This is a genomic window from Duganella sp. GW821-FHT07G03 (assembly GCF_059418605.1).
The window spans coordinates 265,170-288,868 of the sequence record NZ_JBWKQE010000005.1 but is presented as its reverse complement, the minus strand read 5'-3'; the positions used below and the strand labels follow the sequence as shown (position 1 = coordinate 288,868).

Annotated in this window: 22 protein-coding genes; 13 read left to right on the top strand and 9 right to left on the bottom strand. The window is 65.3% G+C overall.

Annotation, left to right across the window (positions count from 1 at the left end; genetic code table 11):
* The coding region (gene tnpA / locus AC07OK_RS09975; protein WP_494690159.1) for an IS66 family insertion sequence element accessory protein TnpA at positions 1-238 on the bottom strand (238 nt) is incomplete at its 3' end.
* Between the two features lie 216 nt (positions 239-454).
* Here tnpA and AC07OK_RS09970 point away from each other — a divergent pair.
* The gene (locus AC07OK_RS09970; protein ID WP_494690158.1) at positions 455-1,888 is read left to right on the top strand and encodes an IgA Peptidase M64; all 1,434 of its coding nucleotides are present in this window, start codon (positions 455-457) and stop codon (positions 1,886-1,888) included.
* Positions 1,889-1,993: 105 nt separating this feature from the next.
* Positions 1,994-2,476, top strand: coding sequence for a hypothetical protein (locus tag AC07OK_RS09965; protein ID WP_494690157.1), 483 nt, complete (start codon positions 1,994-1,996; stop codon positions 2,474-2,476).
* 105 nt (positions 2,477-2,581) lie between these two features.
* Here the strand turns inward: AC07OK_RS09965 and parC are convergent, their stop codons facing one another.
* On the bottom strand, positions 2,582-4,840 hold the full coding sequence (parC, locus tag AC07OK_RS09960) for a DNA topoisomerase IV subunit A (protein WP_494690168.1): 2,259 nt from the start codon (positions 4,838-4,840) through the stop codon (positions 2,582-2,584).
* Between the two features lie 268 nt (positions 4,841-5,108).
* Positions 5,109-7,106 carry a DNA topoisomerase IV subunit B gene (locus tag AC07OK_RS09955; protein WP_494690156.1) on the bottom strand — a complete coding sequence of 666 codons (1,998 nt, stop codon included), beginning with the start codon at positions 7,104-7,106 and terminating at the stop codon, positions 5,109-5,111.
* A gap of 214 nt (positions 7,107-7,320) precedes the next feature.
* Here AC07OK_RS09955 and AC07OK_RS09950 point away from each other — a divergent pair, with 214 nt between their 5' ends.
* From AC07OK_RS09950 to AC07OK_RS09940, 3 genes are read left to right on the top strand one after another with little or no spacing between them, the layout of a single operon-like run.
* A complete protein-coding gene (locus AC07OK_RS09950; protein WP_494690155.1) occupies positions 7,321-7,638 on the top strand; it encodes a hypothetical protein in 318 nt (105 codons plus the stop codon).
* On the top strand, positions 7,635-8,006 hold the full coding sequence (locus AC07OK_RS09945; protein ID WP_494690154.1) for a hypothetical protein: 372 nt from the start codon (positions 7,635-7,637) through the stop codon (positions 8,004-8,006). Before AC07OK_RS09950 ends, AC07OK_RS09945 begins: the two co-directional genes overlap by 4 nt.
* A 43-nt stretch (positions 8,007-8,049) precedes the next feature.
* Positions 8,050-8,811 carry a TorF family putative porin gene (locus AC07OK_RS09940; RefSeq protein WP_494690153.1) on the top strand — a complete coding sequence of 254 codons (762 nt, stop codon included), beginning with the start codon at positions 8,050-8,052 and terminating at the stop codon, positions 8,809-8,811.
* Between the two features lie 235 nt (positions 8,812-9,046).
* Here AC07OK_RS09940 and AC07OK_RS09935 read toward each other — a convergent pair whose 3' ends face one another.
* The gene (locus tag AC07OK_RS09935) at positions 9,047-9,616 is read right to left on the bottom strand and encodes a hypothetical protein (RefSeq protein ID WP_494690152.1); all 570 of its coding nucleotides are present in this window, start codon (positions 9,614-9,616) and stop codon (positions 9,047-9,049) included.
* Entirely contained in the window at positions 9,613-10,515 is a 903-nt protein-coding gene (dapA, locus tag AC07OK_RS09930; RefSeq protein WP_494690151.1) for a 4-hydroxy-tetrahydrodipicolinate synthase, read from the bottom strand. Before dapA ends, AC07OK_RS09935 begins: the two co-directional genes overlap by 4 nt.
* Before the next feature lie 293 nt (positions 10,516-10,808).
* Between dapA and AC07OK_RS09925 the strand changes: the two genes are divergently transcribed.
* The 6 genes from AC07OK_RS09925 to kdpE are packed head-to-tail and all read left to right on the top strand — an operon-like array spanning position 10,809 to position 18,964.
* Entirely contained in the window at positions 10,809-10,898 is a 90-nt protein-coding gene (locus AC07OK_RS09925; RefSeq protein ID WP_020701117.1) for a potassium-transporting ATPase subunit F, read from the top strand.
* Positions 10,898-12,715, top strand: a complete 1,818-nt coding sequence (kdpA, locus tag AC07OK_RS09920; RefSeq protein ID WP_494690150.1) for a potassium-transporting ATPase subunit KdpA — start codon at positions 10,898-10,900, stop codon at positions 12,713-12,715. Before AC07OK_RS09925 ends, kdpA begins: the two co-directional genes overlap by 1 nt.
* A gap of 9 nt (positions 12,716-12,724) precedes the next feature.
* Positions 12,725-14,833 carry a potassium-transporting ATPase subunit KdpB gene (gene kdpB / locus AC07OK_RS09915; protein ID WP_494690149.1) on the top strand — a complete coding sequence of 703 codons (2,109 nt, stop codon included), beginning with the start codon at positions 12,725-12,727 and terminating at the stop codon, positions 14,831-14,833.
* Between the two features lie 14 nt (positions 14,834-14,847).
* On the top strand, positions 14,848-15,441 hold the full coding sequence (gene kdpC, locus AC07OK_RS09910; protein ID WP_494690148.1) for a potassium-transporting ATPase subunit KdpC: 594 nt from the start codon (positions 14,848-14,850) through the stop codon (positions 15,439-15,441).
* A 35-nt stretch (positions 15,442-15,476) separates the two neighbouring features.
* Positions 15,477-18,263 (top strand): two-component system sensor histidine kinase KdpD, encoded by a 2,787-nt coding sequence (kdpD, locus tag AC07OK_RS09905; RefSeq protein WP_494690147.1) that lies wholly within the window; start codon positions 15,477-15,479, stop codon positions 18,261-18,263.
* Positions 18,260-18,964, top strand: coding sequence for a two-component system response regulator KdpE (kdpE, locus tag AC07OK_RS09900; protein WP_494690146.1), 705 nt, complete (start codon positions 18,260-18,262; stop codon positions 18,962-18,964). The genes kdpD and kdpE overlap by 4 nt, the downstream gene beginning before the upstream one ends.
* A 15-nt stretch (positions 18,965-18,979) precedes the next feature.
* Here the strand turns inward: kdpE and AC07OK_RS09895 are convergent, their stop codons facing one another.
* The 4 genes from AC07OK_RS09895 to AC07OK_RS09880 all read right to left on the bottom strand — a co-directional run bounded on the left by AC07OK_RS09895 (position 18,980) and on the right by AC07OK_RS09880 (position 22,698).
* The gene (locus AC07OK_RS09895; RefSeq protein ID WP_494690145.1) at positions 18,980-19,903 is read right to left on the bottom strand and encodes a GNAT family N-acetyltransferase; all 924 of its coding nucleotides are present in this window, start codon (positions 19,901-19,903) and stop codon (positions 18,980-18,982) included.
* 155 nt (positions 19,904-20,058) lie between these two features.
* Positions 20,059-21,228 carry a vWA domain-containing protein gene (locus AC07OK_RS09890; protein ID WP_494690144.1) on the bottom strand — a complete coding sequence of 390 codons (1,170 nt, stop codon included), beginning with the start codon at positions 21,226-21,228 and terminating at the stop codon, positions 20,059-20,061.
* Between the two features lies 1 nt (position 21,229).
* On the bottom strand, positions 21,230-21,844 hold the full coding sequence (locus AC07OK_RS09885; RefSeq protein WP_494690143.1) for a GNAT family N-acetyltransferase: 615 nt from the start codon (positions 21,842-21,844) through the stop codon (positions 21,230-21,232).
* A complete protein-coding gene (locus AC07OK_RS09880) occupies positions 21,844-22,698 on the bottom strand; it encodes an AAA family ATPase (RefSeq protein ID WP_217940928.1) in 855 nt (284 codons plus the stop codon). The genes AC07OK_RS09885 and AC07OK_RS09880 overlap by 1 nt, the downstream gene beginning before the upstream one ends.
* A gap of 209 nt (positions 22,699-22,907) precedes the next feature.
* Here AC07OK_RS09880 and AC07OK_RS09875 point away from each other — a divergent pair, with 209 nt between their 5' ends.
* Positions 22,908-23,249, top strand: a complete 342-nt coding sequence (locus tag AC07OK_RS09875) for a c-type cytochrome (protein ID WP_494690142.1) — start codon at positions 22,908-22,910, stop codon at positions 23,247-23,249.
* Between the two features lie 11 nt (positions 23,250-23,260).
* Complete coding sequence (locus AC07OK_RS09870; RefSeq protein WP_026334048.1) at positions 23,261-23,602, top strand: c-type cytochrome; 342 nt, start codon at positions 23,261-23,263, stop codon at positions 23,600-23,602.
* The last annotated feature ends 97 nt before the right edge of the window (positions 23,603-23,699 follow it).

The following is a 23,699-nucleotide window of genomic DNA, read 5'->3' as shown; positions in this document are numbered from 1 at the left end:
GCAGCGTGATAGGTGGCGTCATTTCGGCTACGGCATCAGTTGATGGGAGGATGACTTGTACCGGCAGCAAGGCTGGCGTGGCTGGCAGCACCTGCTGCCCACTGAATTTATGAGCCCAGTAACTAATGCTCTTCTGAGCAACGCCAATCTGCCTGGCATAGGCACTCTGCGTCAGCCCACTCTCATACCATTGAGCGATCCGCTCTTTCCACAACCTGTCCTTTGCTGAAACAATCATCAGACCCTCCGACGTTAAAAATTCGAAGTGTCCACGCTTTCAGTCATCGATGCCAGATGGGGCGGCTGCACGCTTACACTGTAAAAACAGGATAAACAAGTAAGATCCAGCGGAAAAAGCAGGAGGTTTCAGTGCGGCGAGTGGGTAGGTCACTCCCATCACCCCGTCCTGCCGGGATTACAATGGCGGTCTCTGTAACTTGACCACAGGATGACCATGAGCCGCCTTTTATCCTTTGCGTTGGCCGCTTTCGCTGCCGTCGCCGCCCTGCCATCTATGGCCGCGCAACCCGCCACCGTCCGTCTCGACTATCTCCACAGCGGCAACGCGCTCAACGAAAACTATGCGATGGAGCGCGTGGTGATCGAGCCGCTGCCGTGGCCGGGCGATATGCGCCGCACCATCGACGACACCAATCGCGGCAACAACATGGTCGAAGTGGTGGACGCCAAGACCGGCGAGCTGCTGTACTCGCGTGGTTTCTCCACCGTGTTCGCCGAATGGCGCAGCACCGACGAGGCGGCGCACGGCAATCGCGGCTTCCAGGAATCGGTGCGCTTTCCCAAGCCGGACCGCCCGGTGCGCGTGCGCATCCTGAAGCGCGACGACCGCAACGCCTTCTCGGTGGTGTGGACCGCCGATGTCGATACCGACGCGATGGACGTGGTGCGCAAGCAGACGCCGCCCGCGTCGATGGCGGCTGCGCCCAAGCCGATCGCGATCCGCGTCAACGGCCCGTCGCCGGACAAGGTCGACCTGCTGATCCTGGGCGACGGCTACACCAAGGCCGACATGGCCAAGTTCGAAGCGACCGCGCGCAAGCTGGCCGACCACCTGTTCGCCACCTCGCCGTTCAAGGAGCGCGCCAAGGACTTCAACGTCTGGGCGCTGGCGCTGCCGACCGAGGAATCGGGCGTGTCGCGTCCTTCGACCGGCGTGCATCATGCGTCGGCGCTGGGTACGCGCTACGACATCTTCGGCAGCGAGCGTTATGTGCTCACCACCGACAACCGCGCGCTGCGCGAGCTGGCGCAGTACGCGCCGTATGAGTTCATCGAGATTTTGGTGAACAACGAGACTTACGGCGGCGGCGGCATCTTCGGCCAGTTCAGTACCGCGGCGGCCAACAACGACTGGGCCGACTACCTGTTCGTGCACGAATTCGGCCACCACTTCGCCGGCCTGGCCGACGAGTACTACACCTCACCGGTGGCTTACCAGTCGAACGGCACGCGCCAGGAGCCGTGGGAGCCGAATGCCACGGCGCTGCGCGACCCGTCCAAGCTGAAATGGAAGAAGTTCGTCAAGGACGGCACGCCGCTGCCGACGCCGTGGGCCAAGGATACCTATGAAACCGCGTCGCGCGCCTACCAGAAGGAACGCGCCGCGCTGCGCGCCGCCAACCGGCCGGAGTCGGAGATGAGCGCCTTGTTCCGCAAGGACCTGGAATCGACCAACGCGCTGTTCTCGAAAGACCCGCAGTTCCACACGGTGGGCGCGTTCGAGGGGGCGAACTATGAGGCCAGCGGCTACTATCGTCCGCAGATGCAGTGCATCATGTTCGACCGCAGCGATAAGTTCTGCGCCGTCTGCGCCGACGCCATCGGCGCCATCATCGATTTGTACTCGCGGCCGGGGGCGGGCAAGTAATCGGCCTTAAGTACGATACCGTACAGAGTGCTTCATCGCATCGGCCTATTCTGGGTACGTGGCAAGACAAGAACGCATCCAAATAAAACTTTGAGAGGAAACACCATGAACAAGATTATCGCTACCCTGATCGCCGGCCTGTTTGCAACCGCCGCTTACGCACAAACCACCCCGGTGCAGACTCCGGCCGTCGTCAAGGCTGAAAATGAAGCCGGCCAGGACGTGGCCAAGGCGCAGCAGAAGGAATTGAAGGCCGACGTCAAGGCCGACAAGAAAGTCGACAAGGCTGTCGCCAAAGCCCACAAGACCCATGACGCCGGCGCCGCCCACGTCAGCGTGGAAAAGGCCAAAGCCAACGAAAAAGTAGCCAAGGCCGATCCTGAAGACAAAGCCAAGGCAGAAGCTAAGGGCGACAAATCGGTCGCCAAGGCTGAAGAAAAAGCCGGCAAAAAAGACGTGAAAGCCGACGCCAAGGCCATCAAGGAAACCGTTGACGCGACCGCCGACAAAGCCATCGCCGCCAACAAGACCGACGCCGTCAAAGCCAAATCGGCTGCCGACATCAAAGCCGCCGCCGCCAAGAACTAATCGGCAGCGCATAAAAAACCCCGGAGGGGGTCAGTTCCGGCATCGTGCCACGCGTGGCACGATGCCGGAACTGACCCCCTCCGGGGTTTTTTTCGTCTGTGTGTTTTAGACGATAGGCGTCAACGAGGTTGGCTTGATCTTGGTCGCCAGCGCCTTGCCCTTGCGGGCGCGCTTGCCGAAGTGGACCGCCAGCGCCGAAGCGGACAGGCGTTCTTCCTGCGGCTTGCCGCCACGGCCGATGCCGGCCACGATCACGCCTTTCTGGCTGATAGGCTTGGCCGCGATCAGCGTTTCCTTGTCGTCCAACTCCATCAGGATCACGCCTCGGCCGCCGTTGGTCAGCACCTTCATCTCGTCCATGCCGAACACCAGCACGCGCGCATTGGCCGACAACACGGCTACCGCGCTGGCGCCGTCGGCGATGACCGCCGGCGGCAGCGGCACGTCGCCGTCTTCCAGGGTGATGAAGGCCTTGCCGCCCTTGATGCGGCTGACCATGTCGCCGGCCTTGGCGACGAAGCCGAAACCGGCGCTGGTGGCCAGCAGCAGCTGCGTGCTGCCGGTGCCGGCGTAGTAGTGCTGGATGCGGGCGCCGGACGCCAGGTCGATCAGGGTGGTGATCGGCACTCCGTCGCCGCGCGCGTTAGGCAGGGCCGCTACCGGCACCGAATAGATCTTGCCGTTGCTGCCGAAGGCCAGCAGGTTGTCCACCGTGCGGCATTCGAAGGCGCCGTACAGTGTGTCGCCGGCCTTGAAGGTGAATTGTGCGGCGTCGTGGCCGATGCCGGTGCGCGCGCGTATCCAGCCTTTTTCCGAAATGATGACGGTGACCGCTTCGTCCACCACCTTCTGTTCAACCACGGCTTTCTGCGCTTCTTCGATCAGGGTGCGGCGGGCGTCGCCATAGGTCTTGGCGTCGGCGTCGATTTCCTTGATGATGGCGCGCTTCATCGACGATGGGTTGTCGAGCAGGTCTTGCAGCAGGCCTTTTTCCTTGCGCAGTTCGGCCAGTTCTTGCTGGATCTTGATCGCTTCCAGGCGGGCCAGTTGGCGCAGGCGGATTTCCAGGATGTCTTCGGCCTGGATCTCCGACAGGCGGAAGCGTTCCATCAGCGCCGATTTCGGTTCGTCCGAATTGCGGATGATGTGGATCACTTCATCGATGTTGAGCAGGATGGTCTCGCGGCCTTCCAGGATGTGGATGCGCGCGTCGACCTTGCCCAGCTTGTACTGCGTGCGGCGGGTGACGGTGGCGAAGCGGAATTCGACCCACTCCTGCAGGATGTCGGTCAGGCCCTTCTGGCGTGGACGGCCATCGCCGCCTATCATCACCAGGTTGATCGAGGCCGACGATTCGAGCGAGGTATGCGCCAGCAGCAGCAGCATGAATTCGGTCTGGTCCTGGTTCTTGGACTTCGGTTCGAACACCAGGCGCACCGGCGCGGCGCGGCCTGATTCGTCGCGTATCGTGTCGAGCGAATTCAGGATCAGCGATTTGAGCGCCATCTGTTCCGGCGACAGCGCCTTCTTGCCCATCTTGATCTTCGGGTTGGTCAGCTCTTCGATCTCTTCCAGCACCTTTTGCGACGAGGTGCCCGGCGGCAGTTCGGTGACCACCGCCTGCCACTGGCCGCGCGCCAGCTCTTCGATCTTCCAGCGGGCGCGCACTTTCATGCTGCCACGGCCGGTCGCGTACATGTCGCTGATCTGCGACGGCGGGGTGATGATCTGGCCGCCGCCGGGGAAGTCCGGGCCCGGGATCATGGCCATCAATTCGGCGTGGCTGATCTTCGGATTGCGGATCATCGCGACGGCCGCTTGCGCCACTTCGGTCAGGTTGTGTGACGGAATTTCCGTCGCCAGGCCGACCGCGATGCCGGAGGCGCCGTTCAGCAGCACCATCGGCAGGCGTGCCGGCAGCAGGCACGGTTCTTCGGTCGAGCCGTCGTAGTTGGCCTGGAATTCCACGGTGCCGAGGTTGATCTCGTCGAGCAGCACCTTGGCGATCGGCGTCAATCGGGCTTCGGTGTATCGCATCGCCGCGGCGCCGTCGCCGTCGCGCGAGCCGAAGTTGCCCTGGCCGTCGACCAGGGGGTAGCGCAGCGAGAAGTCCTGCGCCATGCGCACCATGGCGTCGTACACCGACTGGTCGCCGTGCGGGTGCAATTTACCGAGCACGTCGCCGACCACGGTCGCCGACTTGCGCGGCTTGGCGGTGCTGTTCAGGCCCATTTCGTTCATCGCGTACAGGATGCGGCGTTGTACCGGCTTCTGGCCGTCGCACACGTCCGGCAGCGCGCGGCCCTTGACCACCGAGATGGCGTAGTCGAGATAGGCGCGTTCGGCGAAGGTGGACAGGGTCAGCGTGTCGCCGCCGTCGCCGTCATCGCCGCCGCCCGGTGGGCCGTCGTTGCCGCCACCATTGCCGTCGTTGCCGCCGCCATTGTGGTCATTGCCGCCGCCGTCCTGCGGAGCGGCGCTTGCGCCGTCGTGCACGGCCTCGTCGCCGGCCGCTTGCGCGGGCGCAGGCGAGGGCGCAGGTGCCGCAGGTGCCACAGGTTGAGCCACCGCTGCCGCTTGCGGCGCCGGTTCGTCAAAGAGATTTGCTTGATGAGTCATAGTCGGTCAGTAATTAGATATCTGCTTCGGCTTCGTTGCCGTGTTCTTCGATCCAGGCGCGGCGCGCGGCCGCTTCGCCCTTACCCATCAACATATTGAAGCGCGCCGACGATTCGCCGTGCGCGTAGGCGCCCAGCGATACCGGCAGCAGGCGGCGGGTGTCCGGGTTCATCGTGGTTTCCCACAGCTGTTCGGCGTTCATCTCGCCCAGGCCCTTGAAGCGCGAGATCGACCAGGCGCCTTCCTTCAGGCCGTCCTTGCGCAGCTTGTCCTCGATCGCCACCAGTTCGCCGGCGTCGAGCGCGTACAGCTTCTGGATCGGCTTCTTGCCGCGCGCCGGCGCGTCGACGCGGTACAGCGGCGGCCGGGCGATGCAGATATTCCCGTTGGCGATCAGGCCGGGGAAGTGCTTGAAGAACAGCGTCAATAACAAGACCTGGATGTGCGAGCCGTCGACGTCCGCATCGGAGAGGATGCAGATCTTGCCGTAACGCAGACCGGAGAGATCCGGCATGCTGTCGGCGCTGTGCGGATCGACGCCGATCGCCACCGAGATGTCGTGGATCTCGTTGTTGGCGAACAGGCGATCGCGATCGGTTTCCCAGGAGTTGAGCACCTTGCCGCGCAGCGGCAGGATGGCCTGGAATTCCTTGTCGCGGCCCATCTTGGCCGAACCGCCCGCCGAGTCGCCCTCGACCAGGAACAGTTCGGTGCGGGCGACGTCGGTCGATTCGCAGTCGGTCAGCTTGCCCGGCAAAACGGCCACGCCGGACGATTTCTTCTTCTCGACCTTTTGCAGCGAGCGCAGACGCGATTGCGCCTGCTTGATGACCAGTTCGGCCAGCTTCTTGCCGTAGTCGACGTGGTGGTTCAGCCACAGCTCCAGCGCCGGCTTCGAATAGGTCGAGACCAGGCGCACGGCGTCGCGGGAGTTCAGGCGTTCCTTGATCTGGCCCTGGAACTGCGGGTCCAGCACTTTTGCGGACAGCACGAAGGAGACGCGCGCGAACACGTCTTCCGGCAGCAGCTTGACGCCTTTGGGCAGCAGCGAGTGCATCTCGACGAAGCTCTTCACCGCGCCGTACAAGCCGTCGCGCAGGCCCGATTCGTGGGTGCCGCCGTTGGGCGTGGGGATCAGGTTGACGTAGGATTCGCGCACCACGGCGCCTTGTTCGGTCCATGCCACCACCCAGGCCGCGCCTTCGCCCTCGGCGAAGCCTTCGGCGTCCGGGCCGGCGAACTGCGCGCCTTCGAACAGCGGGATCAGGGTCTCGCCGTCGGTGGCCTGGGCCAGCGCCTCGGTCAGGTAGCCGCGCAGGCCGTCGTTGTACTGCCAGACCTGCGATTCGCCGGTCTTGGCGTTGGTCAGCGTGACGGTCACACCCGGCAGCAGCACGGCCTTGGAGCGCAACAGGCGCTGCAACTCGGTCTGCGAGATGGCGGGGGAGTCGAAATATTTGGCGTCCGGCCAGGCGGTGACGCGGGTGCCGGACTTTTTGCCGTCGCGCGGCGCGACCACGGAGGACAGCGGCTCGACCACGTCGCCGTGCTCGAAGGCCAGCTTGTGCAGGCCGGTGCCGTCGGGCTCCTTGCGCCAGACGGTGATCTCCAGGCGCTTGGACAGCGCGTTGGTGACCGACACGCCGACGCCGTGCAAACCGCCGGAGAAGGCGTAGGCGCCGCCCGAACCCTTGTCGAATTTGCCGCCCGCGTGCAGGCGGGTGAACACGATTTCCACCGTCGGCACGCCCTCTTCGGGGTGCAGGCCGACCGGGATGCCGCGGCCGTCGTCTTCGACGGTGATGCTGCCGTCGGCGTTCTGCGTGACGATAATGTTTTTGCAATGTCCGCCCAGCGCCTCATCCGAGGCATTGTCGATCACCTCCTGGATGATGTGCAGCGGATTCTCGGTGCGGGTGTACATACCCGGGCGTTGCTTGACGGGTTCGAGGCCCTTGAGGACCCGGATGGATGCTTCGCTGTAGTCGGAAACTGGTTTTTTAGTGGCCATACGTGATCAAGCTTGTAATTTCGATACTGGGTTTATGTACAGTTTTATGCGGACGTTTGCGTATTCTATCCTCAACCGGGCGTAATCGCGGCAAAAAAACGGCGCGGGCCAATTTATACACGATGTTTACAACCACGGCCCGCCTTTTTAGACCGTTTTTACGGCGCCATCGATAAGCTGTTTTGTATCGCAACGATCAATCCAGGGGTTCGATATGCATGCTTTCTTCCATACCAGGGCGGCCCAGCGCCGCTCGATTTGGGCCACCGACTATCGCAAAACGGCGCCGGCCTGCGTGATGCAGCTGACCGTCGACACCAGCGCCGTGACGGCGCTGCGCCAGATGGTGATGCGCATTTGCGGCGACGCGCTGGAGTTCATGCGCATCGAGGCCTGCGAACACGGCGCCCGCATGAAAGTGTGGCTGTGCGTGGGCGAATCGCTGGTGGCGCGGGTGATGGAGGCGGTGATGCAGGCATTGCCCGGCGCCGAATTCGGCCGCTTCAGCTTCAGGGCGCGGGGCGCTGCATGATCGTGACGGCCGCCAGGCGGCACGACGGCGCGGCGGTGCTGGTCGATACCGAGGGCCGCGACAGCGCCGAGAGCCGGGCCGCGCTGGCCGCCGCGCGGCTGGCGGTGGTGCCGCTGAAGCCGGACCAGGCCGACCTGTCGACCCGCTACCAGCTGATCGCCCGTTTGAATGCCGCGCGCATGTTCAATCCCGGCTTGCACGTGCTGTTTGTGCTGGTCGGCGGCGCCGGCGAACCCACGGAGTCCGAGCGCGCCGCGGTGCGCGCCTATGTGGCACAGGTGATGTCGGCCACGCTGGCCAGCACCGTTATCCACGGACAGGCGCCGGCCGATATGGACGCCCTGTACCGCGAAGTTTTTACCGTTTGATGTTTTTACCACTTGATCTAACCACCAACAGAAAGACCGCATCATGAAGAAATTGATACTCGCCGCAGCCGTCGTCGCTGCTTTCACGGGCACGCAGGCTTACGCCGAGGATGCAGCGCCGGCCGCCAAGCCGGATAATGAGACCAGCTTCAACGCCGCGGTGATCAGCGACTACCGCTATCGCGGCATTTCGCAGACGCGCCTGAAACCAGCCCTGCAAGGCGGCTTTGACTACACCAACAACCCGACCGGCTTCTACGCCGGCACCTGGCTGTCGACCATCAAATGGACCAAGGACGCCGGCGGCAGCGGCGACATCGAGTGGGATATCTACGCCGGCAAACGCGGCCAGATCAGCGCCGATGTGTCCTACGACGTGGGCGTGCTGACCTATGTCTACCCGTCGAACGACCTGTCGCACGTCAGCGGCTTCGCCAACGCCAACACCACCGAGGTGTATGGCCAGCTGGGTTATGGCCCGGCTTATATCAAGTATTCGCACTCGGTGACGAATCTGTTTGGTTTTGTCGACAGCAAGAACAGCGGCTATCTGGACTTGGGCGCCAACATCGAGGCGGGCGAGGGCTACACCGTCAACCTGCATGCCGGCCACCAGAACGTCAAGCACAACGGCGCGGCCAGCTATAGCGACTGGAAAATCGGCGCCACCAAGGACTTCGGCGTGGTGACCGGCGCGCTGGCGGTGATCGGCACCAACGCCGATAAAACCGCCTACGCTTCGCCGGCCAACGGCAAATTCCTGGGCAAGACCGCGCTGCAGCTGACCATCAGCAAAGTGTTCTGATCGGTCTAGCATCCGGTCTTCAAAGGGGCGGCGCGTTGCGCGCGCCCCTTTTCTTTTTTGCCCGCGACGTTAGGTATGCGGAGGGCGGGGCCTGTTTTTTCGACTGTTACTAAAACGCGATAACCACTACTACCCAATGCTAACCATCGATATTTCGTGCGAGTCCGCGATATTTCGGAACTAAACGCCGCTAAACACCGCAGCAGTGGTTAGCAGCGCTTAGTAAAAACCGATTTTAGGGCGACCCCCATGTGTAAGCCTTGGCGCCGCCGCCGCGGAATACTTCGCTGTAGAGATGGCGCACTTCCGGGGCGCACAGCACATAGGCCGTCTTGCGCGAGTCCAGTTCCAGTTCGCTGTGGTGGGAATGGTAGGTGCCGCGCTGGTCGAGTTCCAGCGTGTCGGCCAGGCGCGCGCCGGGGATTTGCGCGACGAACACCAGCAGGCATCCGGTCTGGTGCGGCGTCAGCGGCTTGCTGCCGTGCGCCACGGTCACCAGCACGCGGGCGCAAGGATTGAGCTCTTGCGCACGTCGAAGCCGGGTCAGGAAGTCGGCGTGGCGGCCTTGTTCTATTTCGGCCGGGCGCACCAGCGCCACGATGACGGCCGCGCGGGCCAGCGCCGCGTCGGCGTCGCGGTCGGAGGCGTCGATCACCAGGTCGTCGTACAGATGCGGATCGTAGGCGCCGGGGTTGGGGCTGACCAGCAGCACCCTGCTGCCGGCCGCCACCCGCAGCATCGCCAGGTCTTCGGCCAGGTCGGAGACGGTGGCGTTGCCGTCCATGCCAGTGAGGGCGACGATCATATGACCTCCGCCGAAGCGTAAAAGGGAACATCGTCCAGCGCTTCCAGCATGGTCGCGATGCGCGCCTTGCAGCCGGTGGTGGCCGGCGTCATGGGCAGGCGCAGTTCTTCGCGCAGCACGCCCTGCATCGCCAGCGCGGCCTTCAGCGGCGCCGGGTTGGGTTCCGAGAACATCAGCTGGATCAGGCTTTGCAGCCTGGCGAACAGCTCGCGCGCCTCGGGCAGACGCTGCTCCTCGACCAGTTCATACAGCTGCACGAACAAGTCGACGCGGATGTGGGCCGAAGCCGAGATGGCGCCGTGGGCGCCGCTGCACAACGCGGACAGCAGCAGCGCGTCGTCGCCGCACAGCACCGACAGCGGCGTGTGTTCGACCAGGTCGGTGATCTGGCGCAGCCGGCCGCCGGCTTCCTTGATGGCGGCGAACTGCGGCCGCTCGGCCAGCCGGCTGGCGGTGGCCAGCTCCAGGTTGACGCCGGTGCGCGCCGGCACGTTGTACAGCACGATGGGACGCCCGGTCGAGGCGGCGATGGTTTCGAAGTGCCGCACCAGGCCCTCCTGCGAAGGGCGCACATAGGCCGGCGTCGACACCAGGTAGCCGGCCAGGTCCATGTCGTCGAATTGCAGCACGCGGCTGGCGGCGGCGTAGGTGTCGCTGCCGCCTATGCCCATCAGCACCGGGCAGCGCTTGTGCGCCGCCTCCAGCACGGCGGCCAGCGCCGCGCCCTGTTCGGCCAGGTCCAGCTGCGGCGCCTCGCCGGTGGTGCCGCACACCACCAGGCCGTGCACGCCCTGGTCTATCAGGTCGGCGGCCAGGTTCTGTAAACGGGGTAGATCGATTTCACCATGATGCATGGGGGTGACCAGCGGCACCCAGATGCCGTGTAGGGAGGTAAGCATGTTTTCTTCAGGTAGTTGCGACAGAAAAAGCGTATTCCTGCCCCCGTAAAAATGTTCTAAATAGTCGGGCCGCGCGTGTATATAAAACGTAAATACCGGCCATTTTTACATCTTGTTTACACCCCGCCCCCAAGTCTTTACACAATCTTTAGACCCTAGCCGCTAACCTTTCGAGTATCAAAAACAAGACCTGTGAGGGGTGTGATGGACATAGTATTTATCGGTGCATTGGTGGTCTTCTTTGCCGTGACGGTGGCGTTTGCCATCGGTTGCGACAAGTTAGGAGGTAAGCAATGAACACCTTTTACCTGATCGGGGCCTTGGCTGCGGCCGGCCTGCTGGTCTACCTGGTGGTGGCCTTGTTGAAAGCGGAGGACCTGTAATGACTACCCAATCCATCATCCTGCTGGTGGTGTTCCTGGCCGCGCTGCTGGCGCTGTCCTACCCACTGGGCATCCTGCTGGCCCGCGTCGGCGACGGCGGCGCCGTCCCCGGCCTGGGCTGGCTGGGCAAGATCGAATCCCTGCTGTACCGCGCCGCCGGCATCGCCGGCAAGGATGGCAAGACCGAAGGCCAGAACTGGAAGGCCTACGCCATCGCGCTGATGCTGTTTAACGGCCTGGGCGCGCTGGCGACCTACGGCCTGCAACGGGTGCAGCTGTACCTGCCGCTCAATCCCCAGGGCCTGGGTAACGTCAGCCCCGATTCCTCGTTCAACACCGCCGTCAGTTTCGTCGCCAACACCAACTGGCAGGGCTACGGCGGCGAGACGACCATGAGCTACCTGACCCAGATGCTGGTGCTGGCCGCCCAGAACTTCTTCTCGGCCGCCACCGGCATCGCCGTGGCCTATGCGCTGATCCGCGGCTTCTCGTCGCGCTCGGTCAAATCGATCGGCAATTTCTGGGTCGACGTCACCCGCTCCACCCTGTACGTGCTGCTGCCGCTGTCGTTCATCTTCGCCATCTTCCTGGTGGGCCAGGGCGCGATCCAGAACTTCTCGGCCTACAAGGACGTGGCCCTGATGGACCCCGTCACCTACACCCAGCCGAAAGTCGGCGCCGACGGCCAGCCGCTCAAGGACGCCAAGGGCGAAGCAGTCACCGAAACGCTGACCACCTCGACCCAGAGTATCGCCATGGGACCGGTCGCCTCGCAGGAAGCGATCAAGATGTTGGGCACCAACGGCGGCGGCTTCTTCAACGCCAACTCGGCCCATCCCTACGAGAACCCGACCGCGCTGACCAACTTCGCGCAGATGCTGTCCATCTTCCTGATCCCGGCCGGCCTGTGCTTCGCCTTCGGCCGCATGGTCGGCGACCAGCGCCAGGGCTGGGCCGTGCTGGCCGCCATGACCTTGCTGTTCGTGGCGTGCACCGTCGCGGTGATGGGCGCCGAGCAGCAAGCCCACCCCGCGCTGCAGGCGATGGGCGTCGACCAGGCCATGAACGCGCTGCAACCGGGCGGCAATATGGAAGGCAAGGAAGCGCGTTTCGGCATCAGCGCCACCACCTTGTTCGCGGCGGTGACCACGGCCGCCTCGTGCGGCGCGGTCAACGCCTGGCACGATTCCTTCATGCCGATCGGCGGCATGATCCCGATGCTGCTGATGCAGTTCGGCGAAGTGATCTTCGGCGGCGTCGGCTCCGGCCTGTACGGCATGCTGATCTTCGCCATCATGGCGGTGTTCATCGCCGGCCTGATGATAGGCCGCACGCCCGAATACCTGGGCAAGAAGATCCAGGCCTATGAAATGAAGATGACCTCGATCGCCATCCTGGTCACGCCGACCCTGGTGCTGACCGGCACCGCCATCGCCGTCATGTGCGCCGACGGCAAGGCGGGCATCCTCAATCCCGGCGCGCACGGCTTCTCGGAGATCCTGTACGCGTTCAGCTCGGCCGCCAACAACAACGGCAGCGCCTTCGGTGGCCTGTCCGCCAATACGCCGTTCTACAACACCATGCTGGCCATCGCCATGTGGTTTGGCCGCTTCGGCGTGATCGTGCCGATCCTGGCGATCGCCGGTTCGCTGGCCGGCAAGCAGCGCCTGGAAGTCAACTCCGGCACCTTGCCCACCCACGGCCCGATCTTCGTCGGCCTGCTGGTCGGCGTGGTCGCCCTGGTCGGCGTGCTCAATTACGTACCGGCGCTGGCGCTCGGCCCTGTGGTCGAACACCTGCAGCTGTTTGCCAAATAAGGAATCATCATGTCACAAGCCACTCAAAAAGAGATGACGCTGTTGTCCAATCCGCCAGCGCAAAAACTCAAGCTGTTCGACTCGGAACTGCTGGTGCCGGCCATCGTCGATTCGTTCCGCAAACTGAGCCCGCGCGTGCAGCTGCGCAGCCCGGTCATGTTCGTGGTCTACGTCGGCAGCATCATCACCACGCTGCTGTACATCCAGGCGCTGTACGGCCAGGGCGAAGCCGCGCCCGGCTTCATCCTCGCCACCAGCATCTGGCTGTGGTTCACGGTGTTGTTCGCCAACTTCGCCGAGGCGCTGGCCGAGGGCCGCAGCAAGGCGCAGGCGGCCTCGCTGCGCAGCCTGAAGCAGTCGGTCACGGCCAAGAAGCTGGCCTCGCCCAAGCACGGCACCACCTGGCTGCCGCAGTCGGCCGCCGACCTGCGCAAGGGACACTTCGTGCTGGTCGAAGCGGGCGACGTGATCCCCATCGACGGCGAAGTGATCGAAGGCGTGGCCTCGGTCGACGAAAGCGCCATCACCGGCGAATCGGCGCCGGTGATCCGCGAATCGGGCGGCGACTTTTCGTCCGTCACGGGCGGCACCCGGGTGCTGTCGGACTGGCTGGTGATCAAGGTCACAGCCAATCCGGGCGAGACCTTCCTCGACCGCATGATCTCGATGGTGGAGGGCGCCAAGCGCCAGAAGACCCCGAACGAGATCGCCCTGACCATCCTGCTGGTGGCGCTGACCATCGTGTTCCTGGTGGTGACCGTGACGCTGCTGCCGTTCTCGCTGTTCTCGGTGGAGGCGGCCAAATCGGGCACGCCGATCAGCATCACCGTGCTGATCGCGCTGCTGGTGTGCCTGATCCCGACCACCATCGGCGGCCTGCTGTCGGCCATCGGCGTGGCCGGTATGAGCCGCATGATGCAAGCCAACGTGATCGCCACCTCCGGCCGCGCGGTGGAGGCGGCCGGCGACGTCGACGTGCTGTTGCTCGACAAGACCGGCACCATCACCTTGGGCAACCGCCAGGCCTCGGCCTTCTACGCCGCCCCCGGCGTGACCGAGCAGCAGCTGGCCGACGTCGCGCAACTGGCCTCGCTGGCCGACGAAACCCCGGAAGGCCGCAGCATCGTGGTGCTGGCCAAGCAGAAGTTCAACATCCGCGAACGCGAGATGGCGGCGCTGCACGCGGTGTTCGTGCCGTTCACCGCGCAGACCCGCATGAGCGGCGTCGATCTCGGCGACCGCCACGTCCGCAAGGGCGCGGCCGACACCGTGCGCCAGTACGTGGAGGCGATGGGCCAGCCGTATCCGGTGGAAGTGGCGCGCGCCGTCGACGACGTCTCGCGCCGCGGCAGCACGCCGCTGGTGGTGGTCGACGCCGGCCGGGTGATGGGCGTGGTCGAACTGAAGGACATCGTCAAGGGCGGCATCAAGGAGCGTTTCGCCGAGCTGCGCCGCATGGGCATCAAGACCGTGATGATCACCGGCGACAACAAGCTGACCGCCGCCGCCATCGCCGCCGAGGCCGGCGTGGACGACTTCCTGGCCGAGGCCACGCCGGAGGACAAGCTCAAGCTGATCCGCAGCTACCAGTCCGAAGGCCGGCTGGTCGCCATGACCGGCGACGGCACCAACGACGCGCCGGCGCTGGCCCAGGCCGACGTCGCCGTGGCGATGAACTCGGGCACCCAGGCCGCGAAAGAGGCCGGCAACATGGTCGACCTCGATTCGAACCCGACCAAGCTGCTCGAGATCGTCGAGATCGGCAAGCAGATGCTGATGACGCGCGGTTCGCTGACCACCTTCTCGATCGCCAACGACGTCGCCAAGTACTTCGCCATCATCCCGGCGGCCTTCGTGGGCACCTTCCCGGCGCTCAAGGCGCTCGACGTCATGCACCTGAGCAGCCCGAACTCGGCCATCATGTCGGCCGTGATCTTCAACGCGCTGATCATCGTGTTCCTGATCCCGCTGGCCCTGAAGGGCGTGCGCTACCGCGCCATCGGCGCCGCCGCGCTGCTGCGCCGTAACATCTGGGTGTATGGCGTGGGCGGCCTGGTGCTGCCGTTCGCCGGCATCAAACTGATCGACGTGGTGCTGACCATGTTCCATCTCGTCTAACTAGGAGAGCCATCATGACATCCCAAATTCGTCCCGCCCTGGTGCTGTTCGGCGCCCTGACCGTGATCTGCGGCGTGCTGTATCCGCTGGCCGTGACCGGCGTCGGCACCGTCGCCTTCCCGGCCCAGGCCGCCGGCAGCATCATCGAAGTGAACGGCAAGGCGATCGGCTCCTCGCTGATCGGCCAGTCCTTCTCGTCGCCCAAGTACTTCTGGGGCCGCCCGTCGGCCACCGGCCCGATGCCCAACAACGCCGCCAATTCCGGCGGCAGCAACCTCGGTCCGCTGAACCCGGCCCAGAACGACGCCGTCAAGGGCCGCATCGACGCCCTCAAGGCGGCCGAGCCGCAAGGCCAGCCCAACCGGCTGGCGATCCCGGTCGACCTGGTCACGGCCTCGGCCAGCGGCGTCGATCCCGAGCTCAGCGTGGCCGGCGCCCAGTACCAGCTGGCGCGCATCGCCGCCGTCCGCCAGCTGGCCCCGGCCAGGGTCCAGGCCCTGATCGACGCCCAGCGCCAGTCGCAGACGCTGGGCTTCTTCGGCGAGCCGCGGGTCAATGTGCTGGCGCTGAATCTGGCGCTGGACGCGGAAAGTGCGCATACTCGCTAAATCAGCGTGTTCAGCCCAAGGTTTAGCGATACCACATGTTCCCCAACGATAAAGAACGCCCCGATCCGGACGCCTTGCTGGCCCAGGTGCAGGCCCAGGAACGCAAGGCGGCGCGCGGCAAGCTGCGCATCTACTTCGGCGCCTCGGCCGGCGTCGGCAAGACCTACGCCATGCTGGCCGCCGCCCGCAAGCTGCAGGCCGACGGCCAGCCGGTGCTGGTCGGCGTGATCGAAACCCATGGCCGCAGCGAGACCGCGGCCATGCTGGAGGGACTGGACGTGCTGCCGCTCAGGCAGGTCGCCCACCGCGGCAAGCAGCTCGCCGAATTCGACATCGACGGCGCGCTGGCACGCCGGCCGCCGCTGATCCTGATGGACGAGCTGGCGCATTCGAACGCGCCCGGCTCGCGCCATCCCAAGCGCTGGCAGGATGTCGAGGAACTGCTGGACGCCGGCATCGACGTACTCAGCACGGTCAACGTGCAGCACCTGGAAAGCCTGAACGACGTGGTCGGCGGCATCACCGGCATCCGCGTCGGCGAGACCGTGCCCGACACCGTGTTCGACCAGGCCGACGAGGTGGTGCTGGTCGACATTCCGGCCGACGAACTGCTGGCCCGTCTCAAGAGCGGCAAGGTGTACAAGGAGCAGCAGGCCGAGCGCGCCTCCAGGAATTTTTTCCGCAAGGGTAACCTGATCGCGCTGCGCGAGCTGGCGCTGCGCCGCACCGCCGACCGCATCGAGGACGACGTGCGCGCCTACCGCGTCGAGCAGTCGATCGGCGACATCTGGAAGACCGGCGCCGCGCTGCTGGCCTGCGTCGGCCCGCGCGCGGGCGGCGAGCACACGGTGCGCAGCACGGCGCGCCTGGCCAGCCAGCTGGGTACCGGCTGGCACGCGATCTACATCGAAACGCCGTCGCTGCAACGGCTGCCGGCCGTCCAGCGCGAGCGCATCCTCAAGACCCTGAAGCTGGCCGAAGACCTGGGCGCGAGCACCGCCGTGGTGTCCGGCCACGACATCGCGCTGGCCGCCGTGGAGTATGCGCGCAACCACAACCTGTCGAAGATCGTGGTGGGCCGCGCCCACCCGACCTGGCCGTGGCGCGCGCCGCACATCAAGCGCCTGGCGCGCTACGGGCCCGACATCGACCTGGTCGAGATCGGCGCGCCCAGCAAGGAGGCCGCGCCGGCCGCGCGCGGCGCCGACGCCGCCAGCGCCAGCGCCGGCCACGCCGGCAGCGCCGCCGACGCCGGCCCGGACGGCGAGCCGGATCCGGCGCAGGCGCGCAGGCGCGCGCTCGGCTACGTGGCCGCCAGCGGCGCCAGCGTCGCCACCGCGCTGCTGGCCACGCCCTTGCTGGCCTACCTCGACCTGGCCAACATCGCCATGCTGTTCCTGCTGGTGGTGGTGCTGGTGGCGGTGCGCTTCGGGCGCGGGCCGTCGGTGGTGGCCACCTGCGTCAGCGTGGCCTGCTTCGATTTCTTCTTCGTGCCGCCGCGCTTCACCTTCGCGGTGTCGGACTTGCAGTACCTGGTCACCTTTGTCGTCATGCTGGCGGTGGGACTGATCACCGGCCACCTGACGGCCGACCTGCGCTTCCAGGCGCGCGTGGCCTCGCACCGCGAGAAGCGCTCGCGCGCGCTGTACGAGTTCGCCCGCGAGCTGTCGGGCGCGCTGCAGACCGAGCAGATCTTCGAGATCACGCAAGGCTTCATCCAGCGCGCCTTCCGCGCCCGCGCCACGCTGCTGGTGCCGGACGACGCCGGCCGCCTGCTGGCGCCGGCCGCCGCGCCGCGCGAGGCCGACGCCGGCGCCCGCAGCCACCGCATGGTGCTCGACATCGGCATCGCCCAATGGGCGTTCGACCGCGCCGAGGGCGCCGGCCTGGGCACCGACACCTTGCCGGCCAGCCGCATCTTCTACCTGCCGCTGGTGGCGCCGATGCGCACCCGCGGCGTGCTGGCGATCGAGCCCGAGTACCGGCGCTGGATGCTGATCCCGGAGCAGCGCCAGCAGCTCGACACCTTCGCCGCGCTGGCCGCGATCGCGCTCGAGCGCGTGCACTACATCGAGGTGGCGCAGAACGCGCTGGTCAACATGGAGTCCGAGCGGCTGCGCAACTCGCTGCTGGCGGCGCTGTCGCACGACCTGCGCACGCCGTTGACGTCGCTGGTGGGCCTGTCCGAATCGCTGGCCGGCTCGCGGCCGGCGCTGGCGCCGGCCCAGCTGGAGACGGCGACCCTGCTGCACGACGAGGCGCTGCGCATGAGCGCCCTGGTGTCCAACCTGCTCGACATGGCGCGCATCCAGAGCGGCGAGGTCAAGTTCAACCTGCAATGGCAGGCGCTGGAAGAGGTGGTCGGCAGCGCGCTGCGCGCCAGCGGCTCGCTGCTGCAGGGGCACACGCTGCGCACCCACCTGCCGGCCGGGCTGCCCTTGCTCAGCTTTGACGCCGTGCTGATCGAGCGGGTGCTGTGCAACCTGCTCGAGAACGCCGCCAAGTACACGCCGCCGGGCTCGCGCATCGAGATCGCCGCCGCGCTGCGCGGCGCCTGGATCGACGTCATGGTTTATGATGACGGTCCGGGCCTGCCGCACGGGCGCGAAGAAGCCGTGTTTGAAAAATTCACCCGCGGCGAGCGCGAGTCGGCCAAGCCGGGCGTGGGACTGGGGCTGGCGATCTGCCGCGCCATCGTCGAGGCGCACGGCGGCCGCATTCACGCGGCGCCATCGCCGCTGGGCGGCGCCGCCTTCGTCATGACGCTGGCGCTGGGCAGCCCGCCGGCCATGCCGGAACCGGAAACCGAAGGAACACTATGAGCACCCCCGATACCGCCCCCACCGCCTTGCTGGTGGAAGACGAACCGCAGATCCGCCGCTTCGTGCGCAGCGCGCTGGAGGAGGAGGGCTGGCAGGTGCACGAGGCGGCCACCTTGCAGCGCGGCCTGATCGACGCCGGCACCCGCAAGCCCGACCTGGTGGTGCTCGACCTTGGCCTGCCGGACGGCGACGGCATCGACTTCATGACCGACCTGCGCAAGTGGTCCAGCGTGCCGGTGATCGTGCTGTCGGCGCGCGTCAACGAGGCCGACAAGATCCGCGCGCTGGACGCCGGCGCCGACGATTACCTGACCAAGCCGTTCGGCGTGGGCGAGCTGCTGGCGCGGGTGCGCGCCACCCTGCGCCGCCAGCGCCAGCCGGCCGCCGACCACGCCGGCGTGATCCAGTTCGGTGACGTCGCCGTGGATTTGCAGAACCGCCGCGTCACGCGCGGCGGCGAACATGTGCATTTGACGCCGACCGAATACCGGCTGCTGGCGGTCCTGGTCGGCAACGCCGGGCGCGTGATGAGCAACCCGCAACTGCTGCGCGCCGTGTGGGGGCCGTCGCAATCGGAGAACGGCCACTACCTGCGCATCTACATGGGCCACCTGCGCCACAAGCTGGAGGCCGACCCCACCCAGCCGCGCTACCTGCTGACCGAAACGGCGGTCGGCTACCGCCTGCAACTGCCGGCCTGAGGCCGCGCGGCAGGCTTAGTCGCGCGCCAGGATCAGGTAGCCTTGGTCGCTGCGGGTGAGCAACGCGAAGCCGCGCCGGGTCAGCATGTGCAGCATGGCCGAACCGTCGCGGCAGGCCGAGACCAGGCGGCGGTGCTTGTAATGCGTGCAGAAGAAGTCGACCATCAGGCTGCCCACGCCGTGGCCGCGGTAGTTGTCCTCGACCACCATCGCGTGCAGTTCTCGTTGCATGCTTTTCTGCCCGTCCACCCCCAGTATCATCATGTAGCTGACCACCTTGGCGTCGATTTCGCAGACCCAGAACTCGATCGGCACCGTGGTCTGGCCGCCGCTCCACAAGTCGCGCAGCGCGGCGCCGTCGACGATGCCGGCGGTGAAGGTGGCGGCCAGCGTGGCCTGGCGCACGCTGTCGGTGACGGCCTGGTCGAAGCCGCCGCTCTCTCCGCCCGAGTTGGTCAGTCGGATGATCGCGGCCACGTCTTCCGGGATCGCGCGCCGGATGGCCGAATCGAGGATGCGCCGGTGGCGTTCGCGGCGGGCGGCGTCGCGCACCTTGCGCGCATGGCGCAGCAGCGCGTCGCGCCGGCCGCGCAGGTAGAGCGCCAGCAGTGCGACGATGGCGTACAGCAGCGCGCTTTGCAGGAACTCGTACAACAGCAGGGAAGGGCCGTCGTGCTGGCCGCGCGTGGTGGCGTAGTCGAACACGCGGGCCAGGCTGGACAGGACGACAAACAACAGCGCCGCGCGCCGCCCCAGCAGCCAGGCCGCCAGCGCGGTCGGCGCCACCAGGAAGGGCGAGTAGGAGATGCTGGCGCCGGTGTCGACGTCGAGCAGGAAGATCAGCGCCTCCAGCGCCAGCAGGCCGGCGAAGATCAGGCGGCTGCTGGCGTGGCGCGCCAGGCGGCGCAGGCGCAGTTGAATTTTTTTTGTGCGTAACATAAAAACGTGCGGTCTTTGTGGGCGGGGAGAGGGCCTACAGCATAAAGAAAAGACAGGCTAAACGTCGTACGATACGATGGCAAGTTAATATTTGTTTAAAATTGTAGCGGGCACTCTTTACATTGTTTTACGTGGGAAACACTTGTGTTTCCCGCTTATTTGCTCAGCGTGCGCATGGCGCGCTCCAGGCCGTCCATGGTCAGCGGGAACATGCGCTCGTTCATCAGTTGGCGGATGATGGCGATCGACTGCCGGTACTGCCACACGCCCTCCGGCTCCGGATTGAGCCAGGCGAACTTGGGGAAGGCGCTGGTGAAGCGCGCCAGCCAGGCGCTGCCGGCCTCCTCGTTGTTGTACTCGACCGAGCCGCCCGGCTGCAGCACCTCGTAGGGGCTCATGGTGGCGTCGCCGACGAAGATCAGCTTGGTGTCCGGCGGGTATTTGCGCAGGATGTCCCAGGTCGGGAAACGCTCCGAATTGCGGCGGCGGTTGTTCTTCCACATATAGTCGTACACGCAGTTGTGGAAGTAGAAGAACTCCATGTTCTTGAATTCGGTCTTGGCGGCCGAGAACAACTCCTCGGTGCGCTCGATGTGGTCGTCCATGGTGCCGCCGACGTCGAACAGCATCAGCACCTTGATGTTGTTCTTGCGCTCGGGCTGCATCCGGATGTCGAGGAAGCCGGCGTTGTTGGCGGTGGCGCGGATGGTGGCGTCGAGCGCCAGTTCGTCCTCGGCGCCCTGGCGCGCGAACTTGCGCAGCCGGCGCAGCGCCACCTTGATGTTGCGGGTGCCGATCTCGCGTTCGCCATCGTAGTCCTTGTAGGCGCGCGCCTCCCACACCTTGACCGCGGTGCGGTTGCCGCCCTTGCCGCCGATGCGCACGCCTTCGGGATTGGTGCCGCCGTTGCCGAACGGCGAGGTGCCGCCGGTGCCTATCCACTTGCTGCCGCCTTCGTGGCGCTCCTTTTGTTCCTTGAGCAGCTCGTTGAGCCGGTCCATCAGCTTGTCGTAGCCGAATTTCTCCAGCTGGGCCTTCTGCTCCTCGCTCAGCTCGCGCTGCATGCGCTTGATCAGCCAGTCCAGCGGGATCGCGCTGTTGGTCTCGAAGGCGGCGTTGATGCCCTTGAAGTACTGGGCGAAGGCGCGGTCGAACTTGTCGAAGTGGGCCTCGTCCTTGACCAGGGTCAGGCGCGACAGGTAGTAGAAGTCGTCCATCGAGGCGTCGATGACGTTCTGCTGCATCGCCTCGAGCAGGGTCAGGAACTCCTTGATCGTGACCGGGATCTTGGCGTCCTTGAGGGTGAAGAAGAAATCGATCAGCATGTCAGCTCGTCCCGTGTTGCGCCAGCTTGTAGCGCAGTTGCGCCTTGATCTCCGGCCATTCGCCGGCGGCGATGCTGTACATCACGCTGTCGCGCACGGTGCCGTCGCGGCGCAGCTGGTGGTGGCGCAGCACGCCGTCCTGCTTGGCGCCGAGGCGCTCGATGGCCGCCTGCGAGGCGAAGTTGAAATTGTCGGTGCGCAGGCCCACCAGCGCCGCGCCCAGGGTTTCGAAGGCGTGCGTCATCAACAGCAGCTTGCAGGTGGTGTTGACGTGGCTGCGCTGGCGGCTTTGCGCATACCAGGTATAACCGATCTCCAGCCGGGCGATGGCCGGCACGATGTCGTGGTAGCTGGTGGTGCCGATGACGGCGCCGCTGGCGACCTCGACCACGGCGAACGCCAGCCGCGCCGGCCGCATTTCCAGCGCGGTGGCGATGTAGGCCTCGACCTGTTCCGGCTCGGGCACCGAGGTCACGCGCAGCTTCCACAGCTGGCCGTCGTGGGCGGCCGCGCGCAGGCCGTCGGCGTGCTGCGGGGCCAGCGGTTCCAGGCGCACGCCGTGCAGTTCCAGCGTGACGGGAGCGATCGGGGCGGCGGGGCGGGCGAGCTGGTGCATCAGCGGTTGGCCCGGTTCATGGCCACCAGGCGCTCGAACAGGTGCACGTCCTGCTCGTTCTTGAGCAGCGCGCCGTGCAGCGGCGGCACGATGGCCTTGGCGTCCTTGCTGCGCAGCGCCTCGGCCGGGATGTCCTCGGCCAGCAGCAGCTTGAGCCAATCGAGGAATTCCGAGGTCGACGGCTTTTTCTTCAGGCCCGGCACGTCGCGCACCTCGTAGAAGGTTTGCAGCGCCTGCGCCAGCAATTCCTTCTTCAAATTCGGGTAGTGGACCGCGACGATCTGCTCCATCGTGTCGCGGTCCGGGAACTTGATGTAGTGGAAGAAGCAGCGGCGCAGGAAGGCGTCCGGCAGCTCCTTCTCGTTGTTGGAGGTGATGATGACCAGCGGGCGGTGCTTGGCCTGCACCATTTCACGGGTTTCGTAGACGTAGAACTCCATGCGGTCGAGCTCGCGCAGCAGGTCGTTGGGGAACTCGATGTCGGCCTTGTCGATCTCGTCGATCAGCAGCACCACCGGCTCGGGCGCGGTGAAGGCTTGCCACAGCACGCCCTTGACGATGTAGTTGTGGATGTCGCGCACGCGCTCGTCGCCCAGCTGGGAGTCGCGCAAACGCGACACTGCGTCATATTCGTACAGTCCCTGTTGGGCCTTGGTGGTGGACTTGATATGCCACTGCATCAGCGGCATGTTCAGCGCGGCCGCCACCTCCTCGGCCAGCATGGTCTTGCCGGTGCCCGGCTCGCCCTTGATCAGCAGCGGGCGCTGCAGCGTCAAAGCCGCATTCACGGCCAGTTTCAGGTCACTGGTCGCGACGTACTGGTCGGAACCTTCAAAGCGTTGTTTGGCGTGCATGCGTGTCGATCTCAAAAAGAAGGGGATAAGTCAGAGTATAGGGGAGTTCGTTAGAGGGAGTACTCGGCCGCCCGGGCTTGACAGTGTGTTGTTGCGGCAATGATTCCCTGTGGCGTAGCCGAAAGTCTTGAGTTAGAATCGCAGGTTAATAGTGCAAAAGTCAAGTTTTGCATCCGCGGTAGTATCCGATTACTTACCTTGCAAATACCATGAAAAAAATCACCGCACTCCTCGTGCTCGCAGGCCTCGCCCAATTCGCCACGGCGGCCGACATCGTGGGCAACGCCCAGAACGCCAAGGCCAAGATTGAAATGTGCATAGGTTGCCACGGCATTCCCGGCTACAAGGCCACGTTCCCGGAAGTGTTCCAGGTGCCGATGATAGGCGGCCAGTCGGCCAAGTACATCGAGGGTGCGTTGAAGGCGTATCAAAAGGGTGACCGCAAGCATCCGTCGATGAAAGGGATCGCCGGCAGCCTGACGGACCAGGACATCGCCGACGTCGCCGCGTTCTATTCGCAGCAGACCGCCACCGCCACCGCCGCGAAATGAGGACCGACGACATGAAAAAACTGATCACCGCGCTGTTCTGCTCCGCCGTTTCCTTCTCCGCCATGGCTGGCGGCAATATCGACGCTGGCAAGGCGCTGGCCGACAAGTACAGCTGCTTCGCCTGCCACGGCAAGGATTTCAACACCCCGATCGACCCCAGCTATCCGAAGCTGGCGGGCCAGCACAAGGACTATCTGGAGCACGCCTTGACTGCCTACAAGCGCGGCGACGGCGCCAACGGCCGCAACAACGCGATCATGACCGGCCAGGTCAAGCCGCTGAGCAACCAGGACATCAAGGACCTGGCGGCCTACCTGCACAGCCTGCCGGGCACGCTGGCCGTCCACCGCTAAACCAGGCAAAAAATCACGGGGGTCAAGTCTGACATTCGGACACGAACTCTGCCGTAGCGGCCGCTACGGTAGAGTTCGTGTCCGAATGTCAGACTTG

Bases quoted from the DNA above. Each gene is read 5' to 3' on its own strand.
- AC07OK_RS09970 (WP_494690158.1), top strand. From the start codon at position 455: ATGAGCCGCCTTTTATCCTTTGCGTTGGCCGCTTTCGCTGCCGTCGCC.
- AC07OK_RS09965 (WP_494690157.1), top strand. From the start codon at position 1,994: ATGAACAAGATTATCGCTACCCTGATCGCCGGCCTGTTTGCAACCGCC.
- AC07OK_RS09955 (WP_494690156.1), bottom strand. From the start codon at position 7,106: ATGGCCACTAAAAAACCAGTTTCCGACTACAGCGAAGCATCCATCCGG.
- AC07OK_RS09950 (WP_494690155.1), top strand. From the start codon at position 7,321: ATGCATGCTTTCTTCCATACCAGGGCGGCCCAGCGCCGCTCGATTTGG.
- AC07OK_RS09945 (WP_494690154.1), top strand. From the start codon at position 7,635: ATGATCGTGACGGCCGCCAGGCGGCACGACGGCGCGGCGGTGCTGGTC.
- AC07OK_RS09940 (WP_494690153.1), top strand. From the start codon at position 8,050: ATGAAGAAATTGATACTCGCCGCAGCCGTCGTCGCTGCTTTCACGGGC.
- AC07OK_RS09935 (WP_494690152.1), bottom strand. From the start codon at position 9,616: ATGATCGTCGCCCTCACTGGCATGGACGGCAACGCCACCGTCTCCGAC.
- dapA (WP_494690151.1), bottom strand. From the start codon at position 10,515: ATGCTTACCTCCCTACACGGCATCTGGGTGCCGCTGGTCACCCCCATG.
- AC07OK_RS09925 (WP_020701117.1), top strand. From the start codon at position 10,809: ATGAACACCTTTTACCTGATCGGGGCCTTGGCTGCGGCCGGCCTGCTG.
- kdpA (WP_494690150.1), top strand. From the start codon at position 10,898: ATGACTACCCAATCCATCATCCTGCTGGTGGTGTTCCTGGCCGCGCTG.
- kdpB (WP_494690149.1), top strand. From the start codon at position 12,725: ATGTCACAAGCCACTCAAAAAGAGATGACGCTGTTGTCCAATCCGCCA.
- kdpC (WP_494690148.1), top strand. From the start codon at position 14,848: ATGACATCCCAAATTCGTCCCGCCCTGGTGCTGTTCGGCGCCCTGACC.
- kdpD (WP_494690147.1), top strand. From the start codon at position 15,477: ATGTTCCCCAACGATAAAGAACGCCCCGATCCGGACGCCTTGCTGGCC.
- kdpE (WP_494690146.1), top strand. From the start codon at position 18,260: ATGAGCACCCCCGATACCGCCCCCACCGCCTTGCTGGTGGAAGACGAA.
- AC07OK_RS09895 (WP_494690145.1), bottom strand. From the start codon at position 19,903: ATGTTACGCACAAAAAAAATTCAACTGCGCCTGCGCCGCCTGGCGCGC.
- AC07OK_RS09890 (WP_494690144.1), bottom strand. From the start codon at position 21,228: ATGCTGATCGATTTCTTCTTCACCCTCAAGGACGCCAAGATCCCGGTC.
- AC07OK_RS09885 (WP_494690143.1), bottom strand. From the start codon at position 21,844: ATGCACCAGCTCGCCCGCCCCGCCGCCCCGATCGCTCCCGTCACGCTG.
- AC07OK_RS09880 (WP_217940928.1), bottom strand. From the start codon at position 22,698: ATGCACGCCAAACAACGCTTTGAAGGTTCCGACCAGTACGTCGCGACC.
- AC07OK_RS09875 (WP_494690142.1), top strand. From the start codon at position 22,908: ATGAAAAAAATCACCGCACTCCTCGTGCTCGCAGGCCTCGCCCAATTC.
- AC07OK_RS09870 (WP_026334048.1), top strand. From the start codon at position 23,261: ATGAAAAAACTGATCACCGCGCTGTTCTGCTCCGCCGTTTCCTTCTCC.